Consider the following 19,134-nt stretch of genomic DNA (forward strand, 5'->3'; position numbering starts at 1 on the left):
GCAACCTGCCCGGAGTGAAAATGTTATGAACATATTGTTCTCGGTTGCACTAGGCATGCTGTTGTCCCTATCGGTTCAGGCCAGCTATTTACATCACCCTGACGCCAGAGCTTTTGCCGAGAGGATGGTGTCTGAACACGGCTTTGAAAGATCCGTTGTGGACTCTTTGCTGAGTGCCGCGGAAAAAAAACAGACCATTATTGATGCCATGGAACGACCGGCCGAAAAAGTCAAACCCTGGAAGGATTACCGCAAAATTTTTATCACTGAAAAGCGTATCACAGAGGGTGTTGATTTTTGGCGAAAGAACAGGGCTGTGCTGAGTGAGGCGTCAAGGCAATACCAGGTTGCACCGGAAGTGATTGTTGCCATTATCGGCGTGGAAACCTTCTACGGCCGGATCAAGGGAAGTTTTCGGGTCATTGATGCGTTGGCAACACTGTCTTTTGACTACCCTCCCCGCAGTTCTTTCTTTACCAAACAGCTGGAGCAATTCCTATTGTTGGCACGAGAGCAGGACCAGGACCCCCTGACGCTCACGGGCTCCTATGCCGGTGCGATGGGTTATGGCCAGTTTATCCCGAGCAGTTACCGCAGTTTTGCTGTGGATTTTGACGGTGATGGTTTTGCCGATATCTGGGAAAACAAGGCGGATGCTATCGGCAGTGTTGCTAATTACTTTGCCGAGCATGGCTGGAAGATGGGTGAAACGGTGGTCGTTCCCGCCTCGATCAAGGGAAGTTTTGATGAGACGCTGTTGAACCAGCCCGGTCTCGACAAAACGGTCGATGAGCTGGCTGAAATGGGTTTTTCCAGTGAGTTGCCGCTGAATAGTGGTGCCAAGGCCATCCCGGTTCGGCTCGATGGTGATAACGGGCTGGAGTACTGGCTCGGCCTGAATAATTTCTATGTAATTACCCGCTATAATCGCAGTCTACTCTATGCCATGGCCGTGCATGAACTGAGCCAACAAATACTGGAGCGGGTCGGTGAAGATACGCTTTAAGAGTCTTTTATTTGTAAACTTGTTGGGCACTATATTGCTGCTTCAGGGCTGTGGTGGTTCTGGTGCCAGCTCCGGTGGCGGTTATGGTTATGGTGATGGGCCGCCACCAAAAGATATTGATGTCGACAATCTACCGGATGCTATACCCCGGCATGAACCAATTACTCTGGCCGGCAACAAAAGTCCCTACACCGTACTGGGTAAAACCTACCAGGTGATGCCTTCCAGCAGGGGGTTTCGCCAGCGCGGTCTGGCCTCATGGTACGGCAACAAGTTTCATGGTCGTCATACATCGAATGGTGAGGTTTACAGCATGTATGAAATGACGGCTGCCCATAAAACCCTGCCGATTCCCTGCTACGTCAAAGTGACCAACCTGGAGAATGGACGCAGTGTGGTTGTGCGGGTCAATGATCGGGGACCTTTCCATGGGGATAGAATCATTGACCTGTCCTATGCGGCAGCCAAAAAACTGGGCTATTCAGATCAGGGTACGGCTAAGGTGGAGGTCTCCGTGATTGATCCTGCGGACTATCAAAACAACACAGTAGCCTCTCCACAACTGGCTCCTGGACCAGCCATGTTGCCGGTAGCCAAAGCTGTAGCTGTTGAACAGGACAGCAATACCTACCTTCAGGTGGGAGCCTTCAGTAATCAGCTCGCGGCCACTCACTTGTCGCAACGGTTGGCGGGTGTTGTCACCGAGTATCCGGTTGTCGTGCGCCAGGAGTCATCACCGCAACCGTTGTTCAAAGTGTTGGTGGGTCCGGTAACAGATCAGTTGAAATTAGTTGATCTGAAGGCTGCATTGGGACAGATAGATAATATCCGTCCTTTTATTGTTTATGACTGATTCTGTCACAGCGACACAAACCACTGCATGATAGACTTTCGTCTTGTTCTTCGTGAAATCCACCCATCAAAAATGTTGAAAACCGGTTCCACTATGCTGAAAAAAAGTTTTTTTGTCGGATTGTTGTTTCTTGTTATGGGCAGTATTGCCCAGGCCAAAGTACTGATTCCTGCTCCCCCCGATCTCGCGGCATCTGCCTGGATTTTGCTGGATGCCAATACCGGGAAGGTACTTGTTGAGCATAATGCCGATGAGCAGGTGCCGCCTGCGAGCCTGACCAAGATGATGACCAGTTATATCGTCTCCGCAGATATTCACAATGGCAAGGTTAAAGAAACGGACATGGTGCCCATCAGCGTCGCTGCCTGGCAGATGGGCGGTTCGAAAATGTTTGTCAAGGAGGGCACTCAGGTGCCACTGATCGATTTGCTGCGGGGTGTCATTATTCAGTCAGGAAACGATGCCTCGGTGGCACTGGCGGAGTATCTGGCGGGCAGTGAAAGCGCTTTTGCTGATGTAATGAACCAGCAGGCAGAGTTACTTGGCATGAAAAATTCCCATTTTCGCAATGCCACTGGTTGGCCCGCCGAAGGCCACCTCACCACCGCCCGGGACATGTCGCTATTGGCGAGGGCATTGGTCCAGGATTATCCGGAACATTACAGTATCTACAGTGAAAAATATTTCGAGTACAACGGTATCAAACAGCCCAACCGCAACCGGTTGCTTTGGCGGGATACGACAGTAGACGGCCTGAAAACAGGCCATACTGAAGCGGCAGGTTACTGCCTGGTGGCTTCTGCGGTCCGGAATGGCATGCGGCTGGTCTCTGTGGTTATGGGCACCAGTAGTGAAGAAATTCGTGCCCGGGAATCACAAAAGCTGTTGGCTTACGGGTTTCGTTATTATGAGACGGGTCAGCTTTATTCCAAGGGCGATGTCGTCCGGGAAAATGTGCCCGTCTGGTACGGTGAGGAAAACAGCATCAACCTGGTTGTGCCGGAAGATGTTTATCTGACGATTCCGCGCGGCTCTAGGGATGACCTGGAAGCCGAGATTCTTGTGGATCAAACTATCAAGGCACCTTTCAGTGAGACTCAGGAGCTGGGACGGCTGAGTGTCAGCTATGAAGGTGAGACGTTACTGGATATGCCTGTTGTGGCTGAACACCCCGTTGACAGGGCAGGTCTGTTTTCGCGGCTATGGGATGCCATTACGCTGTTTTTTGTGGGGCTGTTCTCCTGATGCCCGAGCAGTCAGCCCCGAAAATTGAATTTCCCTGTGATTACCCTATAAAGGTTATGGGCAAGGCTGCTCCCGGTTTGCATAGCCTCGTCATGGAGGTTATGGAGCGTCACGCCCCGGGTTTTGATGAAACGGCTGTTTCCATTCGAGACAGCCGACATGGCAACTTTCAGGCGATTACGGTCATCATCACTGCAACCGGAGAAGCGCAATTGACGGCCATTTTTGAGGACCTCAAGCACAACCCTCTGGTGCAAATGGTGCTGTGAATACGGATCTGCCCGAAGTGATCGACACACCAACGAACCTGCCGCCAGTCCTGCCACTTATCGTCCGCTATCTCGGGCGGCGTGATTATGCCCAGACATTTGATGCCATGAAGCTAATCACTACGGAGCGCAATGATCAGACTCCTGATGAAATCTGGCTGCTGGAACACGAACCGGTATTCACCCAGGGCCAGGCGGGCAAGCAGGAATATATTTTGATGCCCGGGGATATTCCGGTTGTGCAGAGTGACCGTGGGGGACATGTAACCTACCATGGCCCGGGCCAGATCACCGGTTATTTGCTAATAGACCTCCGTCGGCTCGGTATTGGGGTTCGCGATTTGGTCACATTGATTGAGGCCGCCCTGGTGGAAACCCTTGCCCACTGGGGAATTGCCGCTGCGCCCCGGCCGGATGCGCCGGGTGTTTATCTGGCTGACGGCGCTAAAATCGGCTCCCTGGGTTTGCGGGTGCGCCGCGGTTGCAGTTACCACGGTCTCAATTTTAATGTGGATATGGATCTGGCACCCTGGGGGCGCATTAATCCCTGCGGACTCGGCGTTGTTATGACCCAGATGAATGATTTGCTGGCAGAGCCCGTCACCGTTCAGGAGGTGGCTGAGCGACTGGCAGATATTTTGACGGTCAAGCTGGGTTACAATGGTCATCTTGTAGAAGGGCAGCACCCATTATTGATTGGTCGTTAATTGTTTTCCGGTACTGCCCGCCAGGTACATCAAATGTTTGTGAGTAATTCCATATGACTGACGTCAAGGTGATTCCGCCACAGCGCACTCGCCGTATTGCCCAGGGGGAAAAGCTGCGCAGTGCCGATAAGGTGGAGCGGATACCCGTAAAGGTAATCCCGACAGAAACCTACCAGCGCAAACCGGACTGGATGCGAATCAGGGTGTCATCATCGCCGCGTGTCCAGGAAATCAAGGATATTCTGCGCAAGCACACACTGGCGACGGTCTGTGAAGAGGCCGCCTGTCCGAATCTCAGTGAGTGCTTCAGCCACGGCACGGCCACCTTTATGATCATGGGTGAAATCTGTACCCGTCGCTGTCCGTTCTGTGATGTCGGCCACGGCAAGCCCAACCCCCTGGATGCCGCCGAGCCGGTTAATCTGGCCCGCGCCATTCAGGAAATGCAGTTGCGCTATGTAGTGATTACATCGGTGGATCGGGACGATCTCCGCGATGGCGGTGCGCAACATTTTGCGGACTGTATCCGTGAATCCCGGTTGCTCAGCCCCGATCTCAAAGTGGAAGTGCTGGTGCCGGATTTTCGCGGTCGCATGGAGCCGGCCCTGGAGATTCTCTCCGACACCCCCCCCGATGTATTCAATCACAACATGGAAACGATTCCCCGCCTCTATCGTGAAGCGAGACCCGGTGCTAATTATCAGTGGTCGCTCAAACTGCTACAGGAATATAAGCGGCTCAACCCCAGTATCCCCACCAAATCCGGTCTGATGGTGGGGCTCGGTGAAACACGGGAGGAACTGCTGAGTACCTTGGACGATCTCCGTGCCCACGATGTGGATATGCTGACGGTGGGACAGTACTTGCAGCCCTCCAAAAACCATCTGCCGGTAGACCGTTTTGTGCACCCGGATGAGTTTGCCGAGTATGCCGAGTACGCTCGCCTGATTGGTTTCAGCCAGGTAGCCTCCGGTCCGTTGGTGCGCTCTTCCTATCATGCGGATAAACAGGCCAGAGGCGAAGCCGTCAAATAACCTCCGGCCTTAAAAGTGGATATAACCCATGCAACACCCCCAGCTGCTTGATATCCGCAATGCCACGGTATTTCGGGATAATAAAAAAGTTTTCGATCGTTTTTCACTGGCGGTTGAGCAGGGTCAGAGTACGGCGATTATCGGTCCCAACGGTGCCGGCAAAAGTACACTGTTAAAGCTGCTGACCCGGGAACTCTATCCGGTAGTGAAAGAGGATTCCTGGGTCCGGATACTCGGTCAGGATCGGCCGGTGCTTTGGGAATTGAGGGAAAAAATCGGCCTTGTTTCTGCCGATCTGCAACAGGGATTTGTCCCGGAAGTCAGCGGTCTGGGCGTTGTGGTATCCGGACTGCACAACTCCATTGGTCTATTCCACTATCAACAAGTCACGGAGGCGCAACTGGAACAGGGCCGGACTGTGCTACAGGAGCTGGGGGTAGCCGAACTGGTCAATCGCCCCTACCGACAGATGTCGACCGGGCAGCAGCGTCGTTGCCTGTTGGGCCGGGCCCTGATTCATCGTCCGGATCATCTGATTCTCGACGAACCCACCAGCGGCCTCGACCTGAATGCAACCTATCATTATCTGGACGTCATCAGGCAGTTGGCCCAACAGGGCAAAACCATTCTGTTGGCCACCCATCACATTCATGAAATTCCGCCGGAAATCAAGAGGGTGGTTTTCATGACCAACGGTGAAATCGTGGCAGACGGAGCCAAAGAACAACTGCTCACTGATGCGCGCCTCTCTGAATTATTTGCCATGCCTTTAAAGGTGAGTTTTTCCCAGGGGTATTATCAGGTCTTGCCAGCCCGTGCGTAGCCCACCATAATTCCGCCTTTTCGAAAATCAGGGGTAATCCAACCATGAAAATAAATGATAATTGCGTGGTGACGTTCCACTATTCCATGACCGATGAAGCCGGCGATTTAGTAGAGACGTCGAGAGAGGGTGAGCCAACAGCTTACCTGCACGGCCACCGCAACATGATCGAGACCCTTGAGGCTGCGATGCTCGGCAAAGAGGCCGGTGAAACATTCACTGTGACGCTACCTCCGGAACTGGCTTATGGTCGGCTGCGCTCTGAGAGTGTTATGCGAGTATCCGCCAAGAATCTGAAGTTTGAGGGAAAGCTTGAACCCGGTATGACTGTACCGTTGATGACCAACGAGGGGCTGCGCCCGATTACCGTGGTTAAAGTCGGCAAATTTAATGTGGACATTGACACCAATCACCCGTTGGCGGGTAAAACCCTGACCTTTGATGTCGAGATTGTTGAGGTCCGCGAAGCAACCCAGGATGAACTTGGTCACGGACATGCCCACGGTGCCGGTGGCCACCATCACTGAGCGGGTATCCCCCTGACACCGGATATAACCAATACTTCCGACGGTCCCGGGCATTACCTCCAGTAATGCCCGGTTTCTGCGGATCAGAGGTTGCTTCGAGCTGCAACAGCCTGTGGCAGCTATTTTGAATTATTCGTCTCGTGATCAAACTCTGATATCAGTAGTATTGCAAGATCAATCCCAGTGAAACAATATCGGCATCCATGCCGGCGTAACCGCTGGCATTGGCGTCACCTGTAACATAGTGAAGGTTGACGGTTGCCTTGTAGCCGTTGATGACGTAATTCAGACCCCATTCGGTAGTGTCGCTGGTGTCGGCATCATCCGGGTCATTTTTCATGTAGCGAACATAGGGCTGAAACTGCCCAAAGCCGATTTTTTGCGGGAATAAATAACCCGTCGTGGCAAAGTAGGAGTCACCTTTGAAAAGGCAGAAACATTCATCCAGTCCATCAGTGGGTGGTGATGCGAGTGTGAAATCCCCGTCCATATTCTTGTAGCCTGCCTCAAAAGTCACTACCCCCCGGTTGTCCAGCACGGTTTCAGAAAAGATATCAAAGGCAAAGCCTGTAAAGTCGCCTGGATCCTGCCTGCTGCCCGTGCTGTCTTTCTGGCTTTGAAAAGTCAGCGCTGCCGTCAGCAGGTCCCCCGCTTTGCCATAGTGTGTGGCTGCGGTGTAGTAGCCCACCAATGGCTCCACATTGAGAAAATTGTAGGCAATTCGGCCTGCATAAAGCAGATGATCGTCGGTATTGCCGTGGTCGTCGGTGCCCTCAAAAATACCCGCCAGGTACTGTACTTTGTCAATGGCACCAAAGACGACGGCACCTTCGCTACGGCCGAGCCGTCCGGCCGGACCATCGTAATCTGACGGGAACAGCGGTTGACGATACTGGTTCCAGCTCATGCCGGTGTAGGGGCCGTTCAGCCCCGGCCGGTCGGTGGGAACCAGTGTGCGGCCAACCCAGAGGTTAAACTTCGGGTCGAGATCAAATTGCAGGATCGCATCAATGATCATGACGGAGTCGCCTTCATACTTCTCTGTGTTGATGCTGAATTTCAAGTGTTCGCTGAGCTGTCCGGCGATGTACAGCCGCATACTGTCCATCGTGAATTCATTGCTGCCGTCAGTGGCACTGTTCCTAGTGGTGTGCTGCATGCGTATACCACCCCCGAGACTGACCCAGAGCGTATCGCTGTGTGCCGCTTTTAGCCCGGCATAGGCGGGCAGCGTGGTAAAGCTGGCCAGCAGAGAGAGCACTGCAAAGGATGCGTAACTTTTGTGTCTTACACGATTTTGGCGTGCGCAACGCCACCAGGCATTTTTGATTGCCATGTCTTCTCCCCATTTTTATTGCTGTTATTCTGATCTTGGGATTATATAGGCCGGGTTGCAGCAAAGGCTAATTTACACCCCAGGCTTTTTTGGCTTGCCGACTGAGCGGCAACTTTGTCGCCGGCACTATGAAGCCGTGCTCTCATCTGACTGTGTTTATACGGTTATTCGAGGAACACCCTGTCATCACCCAGAAATTCTGGTGCCTGCACCGAAAGTGCCTTGAGCGGCACTGATGACGTCGTTTTTACCCCGTGGGCTGTCCCTTCCGGTACCTTGATAAAATCCCCGGGGCCCACTGTAAACTCTTCTTCCCCCAGTCGCATCAAGCCTGTTCCCTCAAGGATATAAATCGTTTCTGTGTGGGCGAGGTGTTTGTGTAAAGGTACAAACTGTTTCACAAACACGATGAAATCCGAAGCATGTCGGTCACTGCTCAGGTTTTCCACGTGGATATTGACCAGATTTTCTGGTGGCTGGATATCGGCAATCGACAGTTTGCCAGCATTTGCCTGCATGAAACCCAGCAGTGTTAGTGTCAGTACAAAGGGAAATTTCATGACGAATACCCTGTTTCCAATGGGCCATTTTTTGCGGTAACTGAATCCGAGCAGGTCGATGATTGCCCGGTCCGCTGTCTGTTACTTGTCCTGCCAGATCCGTCTGATGGGTTCACCGAAGTCATCATAAATAATGGTTTCTTTTGGTCGGTCCCTGGTGGTTCTGTTAGGTGACGGCTTCTTGGGACGACGGGAGTCCAACGCGGCCAGCACTTCAGGCACGGGCGTGCGTTCGGCCTTTGGCTGATTGAAGAAAACGGTCGGCAAACTCTCACACGCGTTCTCCCGACCGCTAATACCGCGGGGGATCTGTTGTATTTCGCCGCCCTGTTTGAGGTAGCTGTCTACCTGTTGCTGCAGTTGGCGACGAAGTTGCGATTTGGTGGGTAATTTATTCACGGATCTCGCTTTGTTACAAATAGATGCGCTCATGTTACCAGTGTTGCCAGACCGGTTGACACTGTTCGGGCAGGGCTGGAAAGCGACCCAGCTCCGCCCAGGGTTGTCCCGGTTGATGGAAGTCCGAGCCGCAGGACGCGAGAAGTTGTTTTTGCTGGCAGATAATGGCCAAGTCTCTGGTAGTGTTTGGCATCTGTTTGCCGGACACCACTTCCATACCCTGGCCACCTGCAGCGATAAAATCGTCTACCAATGCGACCAGTTTGGTGCGGGTGAGGTCATACTTAACCGGATGTGCGAGCACTGCTGTTCCGCCTGCATCCCGGATCCATGCCACTATTTGCGGTATATCGGCCCAGCATTGCTTTATATCGCCCGGCTTGCCGGCTCCGAGATATTTTTTGAAGGCTTGCTTGAAGTTGTTAACCGCACCGATATTTACCAGATACTGGGCAAAATGGGGGCGGCCCAAGTTATCGTTGTCGGCGACGGCCGTGGCTCCCGCTAATGCATCGTGAAATCCTGCCTGTTGCAGTTTCTCGGCAATACGTTCGGCCCTGAGTCGGCGGGCATGTTGCTGAAATCGGACACCGGCTTGCAGGGCTTCACTATGGATGTCGACATTGAGGCCCAGAATATGTACACCGGTCTTGCGCCATTGGGTGGAAAATTCCAAAGCTGGAATTACCTGGAGAGGCTGAGCTTTGCATAGCTCCAGTTGTTGCCAGGCGGTGATACTGTCGTGATCGGTAATCGCCAGAACATCGACGCCGGCCTCCGCTGCCAGGTTCACCAGTTCGGTGGGCGAGAGGGTGCCATCGGAGCAGGTGGTGTGGCTGTGCAGGTCAAAAATCATTGTGCGATTATAGCCCGAGACGGTTTGCGGCTATACTGTGCGGATGAAATATATTATCCCGATCAGTGAGCGACAGCGTCTTCAGGTTGTGGCGAGGACGGCTGGTTTCATCCAGCACGGCAGCAAACTGTTTGGCCGGAAATTTGCTGAGATACCGGTAGTTTTCGATCTGAGTGGCGGTACGGCGGGGATGTATCGGGTCAGGGATACCCAGCGGGTTATTCGGTACAACCCGTGGATTTTTGCCAAGTATTTTGATGACAGTATGGCGGTGACTGTGCCCCACGAGGTGGCCCACTATCTGGTGGACTGCCTGCACGGTCTCGGCAAGGTGCGGCCCCATGGCGTTCAGTGGCGCGGGATCATGAACGCGTTCGGCGTCGAACCCCGTGCCACCGGGAGCTTTGATCTGGCCGGTATCCCGATGCGCCGCCAGCGGCGCTTTACCTATCACTGTGAGTGTTCCACCCACCATCTGGCCACCCGTCGACACAACAGCGTCCAGCGAGGTGAGGCGCGCTATCGCTGCCGTGACTGCGGTGAGACACTGACTGCCGCTTCATGACCCGGGACTGGGTTGTCTACATGATAGAAGCTAGCGATGGCTCGCTCTATACCGGTATTACCACCGATATCACTCGACGTTTTCGTGCGCACCTGGCGGGCAAGAGTGGGGCACGTTATTTTCATCGGGGGCGGCAGCCGGTCAGGGTGGTCTATACGGAGGGCGCCGGTAATCGCAGTGCTGCATCGAAGCGGGAAGCGGCCATCAAAAAACTGTCCCGTTCACAGAAATTACGACTGATCTCTGATCTGCAGATGAGCTCGCGCTGAGATTACTATCCACTGCTGCCCGGTCGTCTTACTCGTAGGTGCACAGGTAAGCAGTATCCACGGCTACCTGCAACTGGAAAGCCTTGTTTGGTGATACCTCGAAGCTCTCTCCGGGTTTAAAGGTCTGCCAGTCATCCTGACCCGGCAGTTTTACTGTCAGTGCGCCGCTGACTACCGTCAGGGTTTCCTTTTTATTAGGACAGAATTCGTGCTCACCGGGGGCCATGACACCCACCGTGGCAGGCAGGGTTTCGGTCTGGAAGCCAATGGAGACTACCTTACCACCAAAATATTCATTAACTTTAAACATGGGCTTGCACTCAACAGGTTGGCTGGATAACTGCGTTGTTCGCAACGGGCGGCTTTAGTGGCCGCTATAGTACCTGCAGTCGACGACCGATAGAATGCGTGCTTTATGGATTTTTACAGGCACAACTTTGAACCAGTGGGATGTGATTATTATTGGTGCCGGTGCTGCTGGGCTGATGGCAGCTGTGGTTGCGGGTCAGCGTGGGCGCAGTGTCCTATTGCTGGAGCGGGCCAACAAGGCGGGCAAGAAAATCCTGATGTCGGGTGGCGGCCGTTGTAATTTCACGAATCTGTATGTGGAGCCGGAGCACTTTCTCTCTGCTAACCCACATTTCTGCAAATCGGCGTTGAGTTGTTATAGCCAGTGGGATTTTATCGAGCTGGTGAACAGGCACGGGATTCCCTATCACGAGAAATCCCTCGGCCAGTTGTTTTGTGATAACAGCTCCCGGGATATTCTCGACATGTTGCTGGCGGAAGCCGAACAGGTCGGGGTGGTGTTGAAAACCGGCAGCGATATTCGCGAGGTGACGTCTGACGAGAAGTTTCGAATTGCAACAACTCAGGGGGAATTGCAGGCTGACTCACTGATAGTGGCCTGTGGCGGCCTGTCGGTGCTTACCCTGGGGGGGTCCGACTTCGGCTACCGGCTGGCGAGGCAATTCGGCCATAGTGTCGTCCCGTTGCGGCCAGCACTGGTGCCCTTCACCTTTACCGACGGCTTTAAACTGCTGTCGGAGAAACTCTCCGGTTTGTCAGTGCCCGTCCGTGTGTCGACGGGTGGAAAGTCGTTTCTGGAAAATATGCTCTTTACCCATCGAGGCCTCAGCGGTCCGGCGGTGCTGCAGATTTCCAGTTACTGGCGGGAGGAACAAATGGTGAAGGTCGACTTATTGCCAAATATCGATGCCCGGCAGTGGCTGCTCGAATTGAAAACAGAACAGCCGAAAGCGCTGTTGCGCACGCTGTTGTCCCAGCTGCTGCCACGCAAGCTGGTGCGGGAGCTGGAAGGACTTTGGTGGCGGGAACATGCTGACAGGCCATTGGCAGAGTGGCCAGATCACTTGTTGGTATTGGTTGCTGGAAACCTGCAAGGCTGGTCTTTGAAACCTGCGGGTACGGAGGGCTACCGGACTGCGGAAGTGACCCTGGGGGGCGTGGATACGCGCGAGATTTCTTCTAAAACCATGGAAAGTCAGCGTCAGCCGGGTCTGTTTTTTGTTGGAGAGGTACTTGATGTGACCGGTCATCTGGGTGGGTTCAATTTCCAATGGGCCTGGGCATCGGGTGCCGCTGCTGGTCGAGTTGTTTGATGTGTTAAAGGTATTTGAGTGATGATAGAGCGTGAAGAGCTGATGCAGGAGACGGCAAAAATCCCTTGGCAGGAGTTGCAGCGTTTTTTTGCCAACGGTTCCACCATCTATGTGTCACCGGAGCTGGATCTGATTGAGGTTGCTTGGGCGATTTGCCAGGATAATAAAACCTGTGTTCAGGACTGGCTGGCGGTCGGCCAGGTGGGGCAGGTGACCGATCAGCAGGCAATGAAGTGGCTCGAAAGTGATGCCCGGGTCTGGTCGGTGGTGGTAAAGCCCTGGGTGCTGGTGCAGCCGGTTTCGGCGGATTGACCTGTCTGACTAGCTGCTCAATCGGGCGCGTTGCCAGTATTCAGGGGTAATAGTCAGAGTCTGTTCGCTGTCGCCAATCCAGATGAGTCCATCCTGGATAGTTGCCTGGAGGGTCATGTTGCGGTTCGCCAGCCCGGCCAATGCCGCGGTATTGGCCGGTGAAAGGTAACTGATTGTCAGATTGTCAAAGCGCGCCAGGTCACGCTGGATACCTTCCCACCACACGGGAGCTGTCCTGGCACCATAGGCATAAATGATGACCTGTTCTGCCCGGTTTGAACCTTTGCGAATTCGTTTTGCGTCGGGTACCCCGACTTCGATCCACAGACCGATTTCACCATGCAGATTTTTCTGCCAGAGATCGGGTTCTGCCTCCGTGGACAATCCTTTGGTGAACTGCAGGTGGTCGCTGGCATTCAATGCAAATGCCAGCAGCCGGATCATCATTCGTTCGTCCGTTTCTGACGGATGTCTGGCGAGGGTGAGCGAGTGTGTTTGATAATAGTTGCGGTCCAGATCCGATACCTGTAACTCAACTTTGAAAACGGTTGCTTTCAGTGCCATTGGACGGTGCCCAATAAGAGGTCAGACGGTGGGCTGTCGTCCAGCCCGACACCCTTCAGTTCAGAATCTTGCAGTTCAGCACTTTGTAGTTTGGCGCCCCGTGGGCTCAAGTAATAATACCCGAGCTGCCCAGCCCCCCTCCCATACCTCCACCGAGGTTGCCGGTGGGGCCGCCGCCTCCCTGACCGGGCACAACAATTTTGGAGGCCTGGTCGCGACGCATTTCCTCAAGCTCGCGAGCGGTGCGCTCAACGGCTACCTCGGCTTCCGCACCGAATTTTTCGGCGGCTTCGCCGATACTGTTGGCATGCAACTCGAAATTGATTGGCAGGGCACCCATGGGTGTCATTACCTGGGTAGAACCCATATAGAGTACTTCGCGGCTTGCATCGGCGTCACCGTTTCGGGTGACCGGACTGAGCCGACGTATGCTGCCGATTTTCTGGTCAGTGAAAATTTCCTCAAGATAGAGTTCATCGGGGTTCATGTCTGCGTCGAATTCTTTTTGCTTGTTCATAGTGATTAATTTGGGTAGTGAAAAGAAGATAGACACCCTAACAGATATTGTCCGGAGCGTCAGGTATCAGGCCCCTGTATGAGGAGTCTCAGGGTGCCGTAATTTGTGATTTCAGGGTCTCCACCAGAGCCATGGCGGCAGAGGACAGCGGGTAACGACGCCTTGTCAGAATGCCGATTTGGCGGGTGACGACGGGGCTGGTGAGTGGACGACACTCCGCGCCGAGTGCACGCATCTGTTGTATGGCCAGAGATGGCACGACACTGATGCCCAGATTATTGGCGACCATGGAGCCAATGGAGGCGAGCTGGTGTGCTTCAAATTCCACCGTCAGGGTTATGCCGCAGCTGGCGGTAATCTCATCAATCATCTGACGCATGGCCGAGGGGCGTTGCAGTGCCACAAAAGGAAACTCCTGGAGTTGTGTCCAGGTGATTTCGTCATTCGCCAGCAGGGCATGTTGTTCCGGCATCACCACGTAAAAACTGTCTTCAAAGAGCGGCTCAAAGTGGAGATCTTCGGATTCTTCCATATCAAAAGTAACACCGACCTCCACGCGGCCTGTGCGCACCATATCCACCACCTCTTCTGCCACTACATCCTGTACCGTGATATTGATATCCGGGAACTTGCTGCGGTAGTAGTGAAGAGCTTTTGGCAGCTTGCTAATCGAAAAAGAGGCCATGCTGGCGATGCTCAGTTTGCCCCGTCGCATGGCGAACAGGTTGTGCAGGTCGGTCAGCGCATTGTCCCAGTCGGCCAGCAGGCGCTGTGCCACCGGCAGAAAGGCCTCGCCCTCCGGAGTCAGCGAAAGGGTACGAGTGGTGCGAGCCAGCAGTTTTCCGCCCACCACTTCTTCCAGATTTTTCAGGGAGATACTGAGTGCAGGCTGAGAGAGATGCAATCGTTCGCCGGCTTCAGCGAAGTTGCGAGTCTGGGCAACGGTGACAAACGCCTTGAGCTGTTTTATGGTGATATCCATGGCACTCTTATATAAATTCCTTTAATCAGTTGATTAAAATTTTACGCTTGATAAATATATTTCGCTATAGGATGCTAGGAGCCGTTTTGCGCACCTCAAATTGAGGTCGCCACGGTAAATAATAATCATTGAGGAGTTTTGTTCATGGCGGGTTTCGATAAGGTGGTAAACACCTACGAAGAAGCGATGGCGGGTCTGGAGGATGGCATGACCGTGATTGCAGGCGGTTTTGGCATTTGTGGTATCCCCGAAAACCTGATCAATCAAATCAAGAAAATGGGTACCAAAGAGCTCACCATTATTTCCAACAACTGTGGCATCGACGGTTTTGGTCTGGGTGTTCTGCTGGAAGATCGTCAGATCAAGAAAATGGTGTCGTCCTATGTAGGGGAAAACAAGCTGTTCGAAGAGCAGTTGCTCTCCGGTCAGCTGGAAGTGGAGCTGACCCCCCAGGGAACCCTGGCGGAAAAAATGCGTGCTGCCGGTGCGGGTATCCCGGCCTTTTACACTGCTACCGGCTACGGCACGGATATTGGCGAAGGTAAGGATGTACGCGAGTTCAATGGTCGCAAGTACATTCTTGAAGAGTCCATCCAGGGTGACTTCTCGATTGTCAAAGCGTGGAAAGCGGACCGTTATGGCAACGCGATCTATCGCAACACCGCCATGAACTTCAATCCCATGGCGGCCACCGCGGGCAAGATCTGCGTGATGGAAGTGGAAGAGATTGTCGAACCGGGCGAACTGGATCCGATGTACATACATACCCCGGGTATCTATGTGGATCGTTTGATTCAGGGCACGTTCGAGAAACGTATCGAAAAGCGCACCGTTCGCGAAGGCTAAAAAGGAGAGACAATCATGGCACTTTCTCGTGATCAAATGGCTATCCGTGTTGCCCGCGAGCTGCAGGACGGATACTACGTAAACCTCGGCATAGGTATTCCCACCCTAGTGGCCAACCACGTGCCGGAAGGTATGGACGTAATGTTGCAGTCCGAAAACGGCCTACTCGGCATGGGTCCATTCCCCACCGAAGACCAGGTCGACCCGGATCTGATCAACGCTGGTAAACAACTGGTGACCACAGCCAAGGGCGCCTCTATTTTCTCATCGGCAGAGTCCTTCGCCATGATCCGTGGCGGCCATGTGGATCTGACCGTGCTGGGTGCCTTTGAGGTGGATGTCAATGGCAGCATTGCCTCCTGGATGATCCCCGGCAAGTTGATCAAAGGCATGGGTGGCGCGATGGATCTGGTGGCCGGCGCCGACAACATCGTGGTGATGATGACCCACGCCGATAAATACGGTAATTCGAAGTTGCTGCCCCAGTGTACCTTGCCCCTAACCGGTGCCGGTTGTATAACCCAGGTATTGACCGACCTGGCCTACGTGGAAATTCGCGATGGCAAGTTCCACCTGGTGGAGCGCGCCCCGGGTGTTTCCGTGGAGGAAATCGTGGAGAAGACTGCCGGCGAAATGGTGGTTCCCGACCACGTGCCGGAAATACAGTTCTGATTATCCCGGTATGATCGAAAAAGGCTCCCGTCCGGGAGCCTTTTTTATGCCCGGATACTTGTCAGGTCTGTCATTTCCTTTTAAGGCTAGGGACAACTCTTCAGGAGTATACTGTCTAATCAATCGAGTACATCAATAAGGAGTGCAAGGTAATGAAAAATCTCTTGTGTACAACGGTACTGATACTGGTTGCCAGTGGCCTCAATGCATTGGAAATGGATGGCAGCCGTTCGACACTGAATATCACCAGTGTAAAAAATGACCGTCTTGCCGAGTTGTTTACATTTAAAAAAGTGAGTGGAACTATCGATGATGCCAGCGGAAAGGCGAGTATTGAGGTCGCATTGGACAGTATTGACAGCGGCATAGAGGTGCGCGATGAGCGCATGCGAAAATATCTGTTCAATACGGAAGAGTTCAGTACGGCCAGCTTTACAGCAGATGTCGATCTCAAGGCGTTGAACTCCCTGAAATCTGGTGAGCAGCGTGAGGTTGAACTGAAGGGTGAGCTGGTGCTGAATGGATACACGGTGCCCCTAAGCTTCCAGACACAGGTAATGCGACTGAATAGCGGAGCGCTGAGTGTTGCCACGGTGTCCCCGGGATTTATAGATGTGACTCGCCACAAAATGGCGCCGGGGATTGAAAAGCTACGTAGTCTGGCGGGTCTGGATAATATCTCTCTGGCCGTACCGGTGACTTTTTCAGTGGTGTTTAAATAGTGGCTGAATGGCCAGGCAATAAAAAAGCCCGCAACTGCGGGTTTTTTTATGTGCACACTTTCCAGACGACATTTTTGTATTGGTCGGGAATAACTTAGACTGCGTGTTCCCATAGTTGGCAGAAATGCCCAATCCCGTTGCCAGTCCGCTTTCTACCCCGTCGGCCTGGCATCCATCCATCGTTTGCGAGGTGACTGTATGTTGAAAGGAAAAACCGCGCTGGTGACCGGTTCCACCACTGGCATCGGCTATGCCATGGCCGACCGACTGGCCAACGCCGGCGCCAATATCGTGCTGCACGGTCTGATGGACCCCGCCCAGGGCCAATCCTTGGCGGAAGAATTCGAATCCCGCTACGGCATCCAGTGCCTGTTCAGCGATGCGGACATTTCCAGCGCGGAGGGTAACGAGGCGCTGGTGGCAGCCACCCTGGAGAAGTTTGGTCAGGTGGATATTCTCGTCAACAACGCCGGGATTCAGCACACCGCCTCGGTGGAAGAGTTCCCGGTGGCCAAATGGGACGCTATTATCGCCATTAACCTGAGTTCCGCGTTTCACACCACCCGACTGCTGGTGCCTGGCATGCAGGAGCGCGGTTGGGGGCGCATTATCAATATCGCCTCGGTCCACGGTCTGGTGGCTTCCCTGCAAAAGGCCGCCTATGTGGCCGCCAAGCACGGTATTGTCGGCCTCACCAAGGTGGTGGCGCTGGAGAATGCAGACAAGGGTGTCACCGCGAATGCCATTTGCCCGGGTTGGGTGGATACCGAACTGGTGGCGGCGCAGTTCCAGGCCACGGCAGATCGCGACGGTGTGAGCTTTGAGGAGGGCAAGCGCCGCACCATTGTCGCCAAGCAACCGGTGCCCAAGGCGACTCAGCCTTCAGCCTTGGGGGACTTGGCGGTTTTCCTCTGCTCAGATGCCGCGGCCACCATTACCGGTGCCAGCCTGCCGGTGGACGGGGGCTGGACTGCTCAATAAGGGGCGGTTGCTGTTTTCGGAGGCGGGTTGTTTGTTGGGCAGCGGCCCCGGATATGCTGTAAAATCCGCGCCTTTCTTCTGCCCGGCCATCTCTTCTTGAGTTGGTTGGGCCAATCAGCGGGTCAGGTATTGTGTCAGGCAAAGTTGGATTTATTTCGTTAGGTTGTCCCAAGGCGCTGGTGGATTCCGAGCGTATCCTCACCCAGCTGCGACTGGAGGGCTACCAGGTCTCTGCCAGTTACCAGAATGCCGATGTGGTGGTAGTCAATACCTGTGGGTTTCTCGATAGCGCCAAGCAGGAGTCGCTGGATGCTATCGGCGAGGCTATGGCGGAAAATGGCAGGGTTATCGTCACCGGTTGCATGGGCGGCGACGAGCAGGCCATCCGCAAAGTGCATCCGGACGTGCTGGCCGTATCGGGTCCCCATCAATACGAAGCGGTGGTGGGGGCTGTCCACCAGCATGTGCCACCCCCTGCGGATCACAATCCCTATGTGGATCTGGTGCCGAAGCAGGGTATTAAACTGACGCCGCGCCACTATTCCTACCTGAAAATCTCCGAAGGCTGTAATCATCGTTGCAGTTTCTGCATTATTCCCTCGCTGCGGGGGGACCTGGTGAGCCGTCCGGTTGGCGAGGTGATGGATGAAGCAGAACGGTTGGTGAATGCTGGCACCAAAGAGTTACTGGTGATTTCGCAGGATACCAGTGCCTACGGGGTGGACATAAAATTTCGCACCGGGTTCTGGCAGGGCAAGCCGATCAAAACCCATATGCAACAGCTCTGTGAGGCATTGGGTGAACTGGGCGTCTGGGTTCGTCTGCATTATGTGTACCCCTACCCCCATGTGGATAACCTGATTCCGCTGATGTCCGAGGGACGGATTCTGCCCTATCTGGACATTCCTTTTCAGCACGCCCACCCCGATGTACTGAAGGCGATGAAGCGGCCGGCCAACGAGGAGAAGGTGCTGGAGCGTATCCACCGCTGGCGGGATCAGTGTCCGGATCTGTCTCTGCGAAGTACCTTTATCGTGGGTTTTCCCGGTGAAACCGAGCAGCAGTTTGCCTACCTGCTGGATTGGTTGAAAGAAGCCCAACTGGATCGGGTCGGCTGCTTCAAATACGAAGCGGTGGACGGGGCGCCCGCCAATGCCTTGCCCGGTGCTGTACCGGAAGCGATCAAACAGCATCGCTGGGAGCGTTTTATGGAGGCGCAGCAGGCAATCAGTACGGCGCGGCTGCAGAACAAGGTTGGCAGGACGCTGCCCGTTTTGATTGATGAGGTCGATGAGGAAGGTGCTATTGGCCGCTCCACCGCGGATGCTCCGGAAATTGACGGCAACGTGTTTCTCAATGGCGAGCAGACCTTGCAGCCCGGCGATCTGGTCAATGCCACCATTGAACAGTCGGATGAGTACGATCTCTGGGGTGAACTGGCCGATTGAGCGGTCCGGCCGCCGTCAG

At 54.0% G+C, this 19,134-nt stretch carries 25 protein-coding genes; 17 read left to right on the plus strand and 8 right to left on the minus strand.

Annotation, left to right across the window (positions count from 1 at the left end):
* Positions 1-25: 25 nt before the first annotated feature.
* The 8 genes from mltB (at position 26) to U740_RS05345 (ending at position 6,464) form a co-directional block, all read left to right on the plus strand.
* Positions 26-1,006: a lytic murein transglycosylase B gene (gene mltB / locus U740_RS05310; RefSeq protein WP_036859541.1), complete on the plus strand. Its 981-nt coding sequence runs from the start codon at positions 26-28 to the stop codon at positions 1,004-1,006.
* Positions 990-1,859 carry a septal ring lytic transglycosylase RlpA family protein gene (locus tag U740_RS05315; RefSeq protein WP_051921220.1) on the plus strand — a complete coding sequence of 290 codons (870 nt, stop codon included), beginning with the start codon at positions 990-992 and terminating at the stop codon, positions 1,857-1,859. The genes mltB and U740_RS05315 overlap by 17 nt, the downstream gene beginning before the upstream one ends.
* Before the next feature lie 93 nt (positions 1,860-1,952).
* A complete protein-coding gene (locus U740_RS05320; RefSeq protein WP_036859543.1) occupies positions 1,953-3,104 on the plus strand; it encodes a D-alanyl-D-alanine carboxypeptidase family protein in 1,152 nt (383 codons plus the stop codon).
* Positions 3,104-3,373 (plus strand): HP0495 family protein, encoded by a 270-nt coding sequence (locus U740_RS05325; protein ID WP_036859545.1) that lies wholly within the window; start codon positions 3,104-3,106, stop codon positions 3,371-3,373. Before U740_RS05320 ends, U740_RS05325 begins: the two co-directional genes overlap by 1 nt.
* Positions 3,370-4,080: a lipoyl(octanoyl) transferase LipB gene (gene lipB / locus U740_RS05330; RefSeq protein ID WP_268745562.1), complete on the plus strand. Its 711-nt coding sequence runs from the start codon at positions 3,370-3,372 to the stop codon at positions 4,078-4,080. The genes U740_RS05325 and lipB overlap by 4 nt, the downstream gene beginning before the upstream one ends.
* Before the next feature lie 53 nt (positions 4,081-4,133).
* Positions 4,134-5,114 (plus strand): lipoyl synthase, encoded by a 981-nt coding sequence (gene lipA / locus U740_RS05335; protein WP_036859547.1) that lies wholly within the window; start codon positions 4,134-4,136, stop codon positions 5,112-5,114.
* A gap of 28 nt (positions 5,115-5,142) precedes the next feature.
* The gene (locus tag U740_RS05340; RefSeq protein WP_036859549.1) at positions 5,143-5,937 is read left to right on the plus strand and encodes an ABC transporter ATP-binding protein; all 795 of its coding nucleotides are present in this window, start codon (positions 5,143-5,145) and stop codon (positions 5,935-5,937) included.
* A 44-nt stretch (positions 5,938-5,981) separates the two neighbouring features.
* Positions 5,982-6,464: an FKBP-type peptidyl-prolyl cis-trans isomerase gene (locus U740_RS05345; protein WP_036859551.1), complete on the plus strand. Its 483-nt coding sequence runs from the start codon at positions 5,982-5,984 to the stop codon at positions 6,462-6,464.
* 157 nt (positions 6,465-6,621) lie between these two features.
* Here the strand turns inward: U740_RS05345 and U740_RS05350 are convergent, their stop codons facing one another.
* The 4 genes from U740_RS05350 to U740_RS05365 all read right to left on the minus strand — a co-directional run bounded on the left by U740_RS05350 (position 6,622) and on the right by U740_RS05365 (position 9,615).
* Positions 6,622-7,800 (minus strand): hypothetical protein, encoded by a 1,179-nt coding sequence (locus U740_RS05350; protein WP_051921221.1) that lies wholly within the window; start codon positions 7,798-7,800, stop codon positions 6,622-6,624.
* Positions 7,801-7,964: 164 nt separating this feature from the next.
* Entirely contained in the window at positions 7,965-8,360 is a 396-nt protein-coding gene (locus U740_RS05355) for a cupin domain-containing protein (RefSeq protein WP_036859553.1), read from the minus strand.
* A gap of 81 nt (positions 8,361-8,441) precedes the next feature.
* Positions 8,442-8,759, minus strand: coding sequence for a hypothetical protein (locus tag U740_RS05360; protein WP_036861353.1), 318 nt, complete (start codon positions 8,757-8,759; stop codon positions 8,442-8,444).
* Between the two features lie 34 nt (positions 8,760-8,793).
* Entirely contained in the window at positions 8,794-9,615 is an 822-nt protein-coding gene (locus U740_RS05365) for a PHP domain-containing protein (RefSeq protein ID WP_036859555.1), read from the minus strand.
* Between the two features lie 43 nt (positions 9,616-9,658).
* Here U740_RS05365 and U740_RS05370 point away from each other — a divergent pair, with 43 nt between their 5' ends.
* Both U740_RS05370 and U740_RS05375 read left to right on the plus strand, forming a co-directional pair.
* Positions 9,659-10,180, plus strand: a complete 522-nt coding sequence (locus tag U740_RS05370; RefSeq protein ID WP_051921223.1) for a SprT family zinc-dependent metalloprotease — start codon at positions 9,659-9,661, stop codon at positions 10,178-10,180.
* Positions 10,181-10,200: 20 nt separating this feature from the next.
* Positions 10,201-10,449 (plus strand): GIY-YIG nuclease family protein, encoded by a 249-nt coding sequence (locus tag U740_RS05375; RefSeq protein WP_235189814.1) that lies wholly within the window; start codon positions 10,201-10,203, stop codon positions 10,447-10,449.
* A gap of 28 nt (positions 10,450-10,477) precedes the next feature.
* Here the strand turns inward: U740_RS05375 and ppnP are convergent, their stop codons facing one another.
* A complete protein-coding gene (gene ppnP / locus U740_RS05380; RefSeq protein WP_036859557.1) occupies positions 10,478-10,759 on the minus strand; it encodes a pyrimidine/purine nucleoside phosphorylase in 282 nt (93 codons plus the stop codon).
* Between the two features lie 127 nt (positions 10,760-10,886).
* Between ppnP and U740_RS05385 the strand changes: the two genes are divergently transcribed.
* Together U740_RS05385 and U740_RS05390 are read left to right on the plus strand one after the other, a co-directional pair.
* Positions 10,887-12,071, plus strand: coding sequence for a BaiN/RdsA family NAD(P)/FAD-dependent oxidoreductase (locus tag U740_RS05385; RefSeq protein ID WP_036859560.1), 1,185 nt, complete (start codon positions 10,887-10,889; stop codon positions 12,069-12,071).
* Between the two features lie 21 nt (positions 12,072-12,092).
* The gene (locus U740_RS05390; protein ID WP_036859562.1) at positions 12,093-12,383 is read left to right on the plus strand and encodes a DUF2288 domain-containing protein; all 291 of its coding nucleotides are present in this window, start codon (positions 12,093-12,095) and stop codon (positions 12,381-12,383) included.
* Between the two features lie 9 nt (positions 12,384-12,392).
* Here the strand turns inward: U740_RS05390 and U740_RS05395 are convergent, their stop codons facing one another.
* From U740_RS05395 to U740_RS05405, 3 genes are all read right to left on the minus strand, one after another.
* Positions 12,393-12,947, minus strand: a complete 555-nt coding sequence (locus tag U740_RS05395; RefSeq protein ID WP_036859567.1) for a YaeQ family protein — start codon at positions 12,945-12,947, stop codon at positions 12,393-12,395.
* Between the two features lie 106 nt (positions 12,948-13,053).
* Positions 13,054-13,464: a hypothetical protein gene (locus U740_RS05400; protein ID WP_036859568.1), complete on the minus strand. Its 411-nt coding sequence runs from the start codon at positions 13,462-13,464 to the stop codon at positions 13,054-13,056.
* Positions 13,465-13,552: 88 nt separating this feature from the next.
* Positions 13,553-14,446: a LysR family transcriptional regulator gene (locus tag U740_RS05405; protein WP_036859569.1), complete on the minus strand. Its 894-nt coding sequence runs from the start codon at positions 14,444-14,446 to the stop codon at positions 13,553-13,555.
* Between the two features lie 144 nt (positions 14,447-14,590).
* On the opposite strand from U740_RS05405, the gene U740_RS05410 reads away from it, so the two are divergent.
* The 5 genes from U740_RS05410 (at position 14,591) to rimO (ending at position 19,115) form a co-directional block, all read left to right on the plus strand.
* Positions 14,591-15,292, plus strand: coding sequence for a CoA transferase subunit A (locus tag U740_RS05410; protein ID WP_036859572.1), 702 nt, complete (start codon positions 14,591-14,593; stop codon positions 15,290-15,292).
* 15 nt (positions 15,293-15,307) lie between these two features.
* Entirely contained in the window at positions 15,308-15,964 is a 657-nt protein-coding gene (locus U740_RS05415) for a CoA transferase subunit B (RefSeq protein WP_036859574.1), read from the plus strand.
* Positions 15,965-16,116: 152 nt separating this feature from the next.
* Positions 16,117-16,686 carry a YceI family protein gene (locus U740_RS05420; protein ID WP_051921225.1) on the plus strand — a complete coding sequence of 190 codons (570 nt, stop codon included), beginning with the start codon at positions 16,117-16,119 and terminating at the stop codon, positions 16,684-16,686.
* A 198-nt stretch (positions 16,687-16,884) separates the two neighbouring features.
* Positions 16,885-17,667 (plus strand): 3-hydroxybutyrate dehydrogenase, encoded by a 783-nt coding sequence (locus tag U740_RS05425; RefSeq protein ID WP_036859578.1) that lies wholly within the window; start codon positions 16,885-16,887, stop codon positions 17,665-17,667.
* Positions 17,668-17,798: 131 nt separating this feature from the next.
* On the plus strand, positions 17,799-19,115 hold the full coding sequence (rimO, locus tag U740_RS05430; RefSeq protein WP_200877049.1) for a 30S ribosomal protein S12 methylthiotransferase RimO: 1,317 nt from the start codon (positions 17,799-17,801) through the stop codon (positions 19,113-19,115).
* Positions 19,116-19,134 lie beyond the last annotated feature (19 nt).

It is taken from the genome of Porticoccus hydrocarbonoclasticus MCTG13d (assembly GCF_000744735.1).
GTDB classification, from domain to species: Bacteria; Pseudomonadota; Gammaproteobacteria; order Pseudomonadales; family Porticoccaceae; genus Porticoccus; species Porticoccus hydrocarbonoclasticus.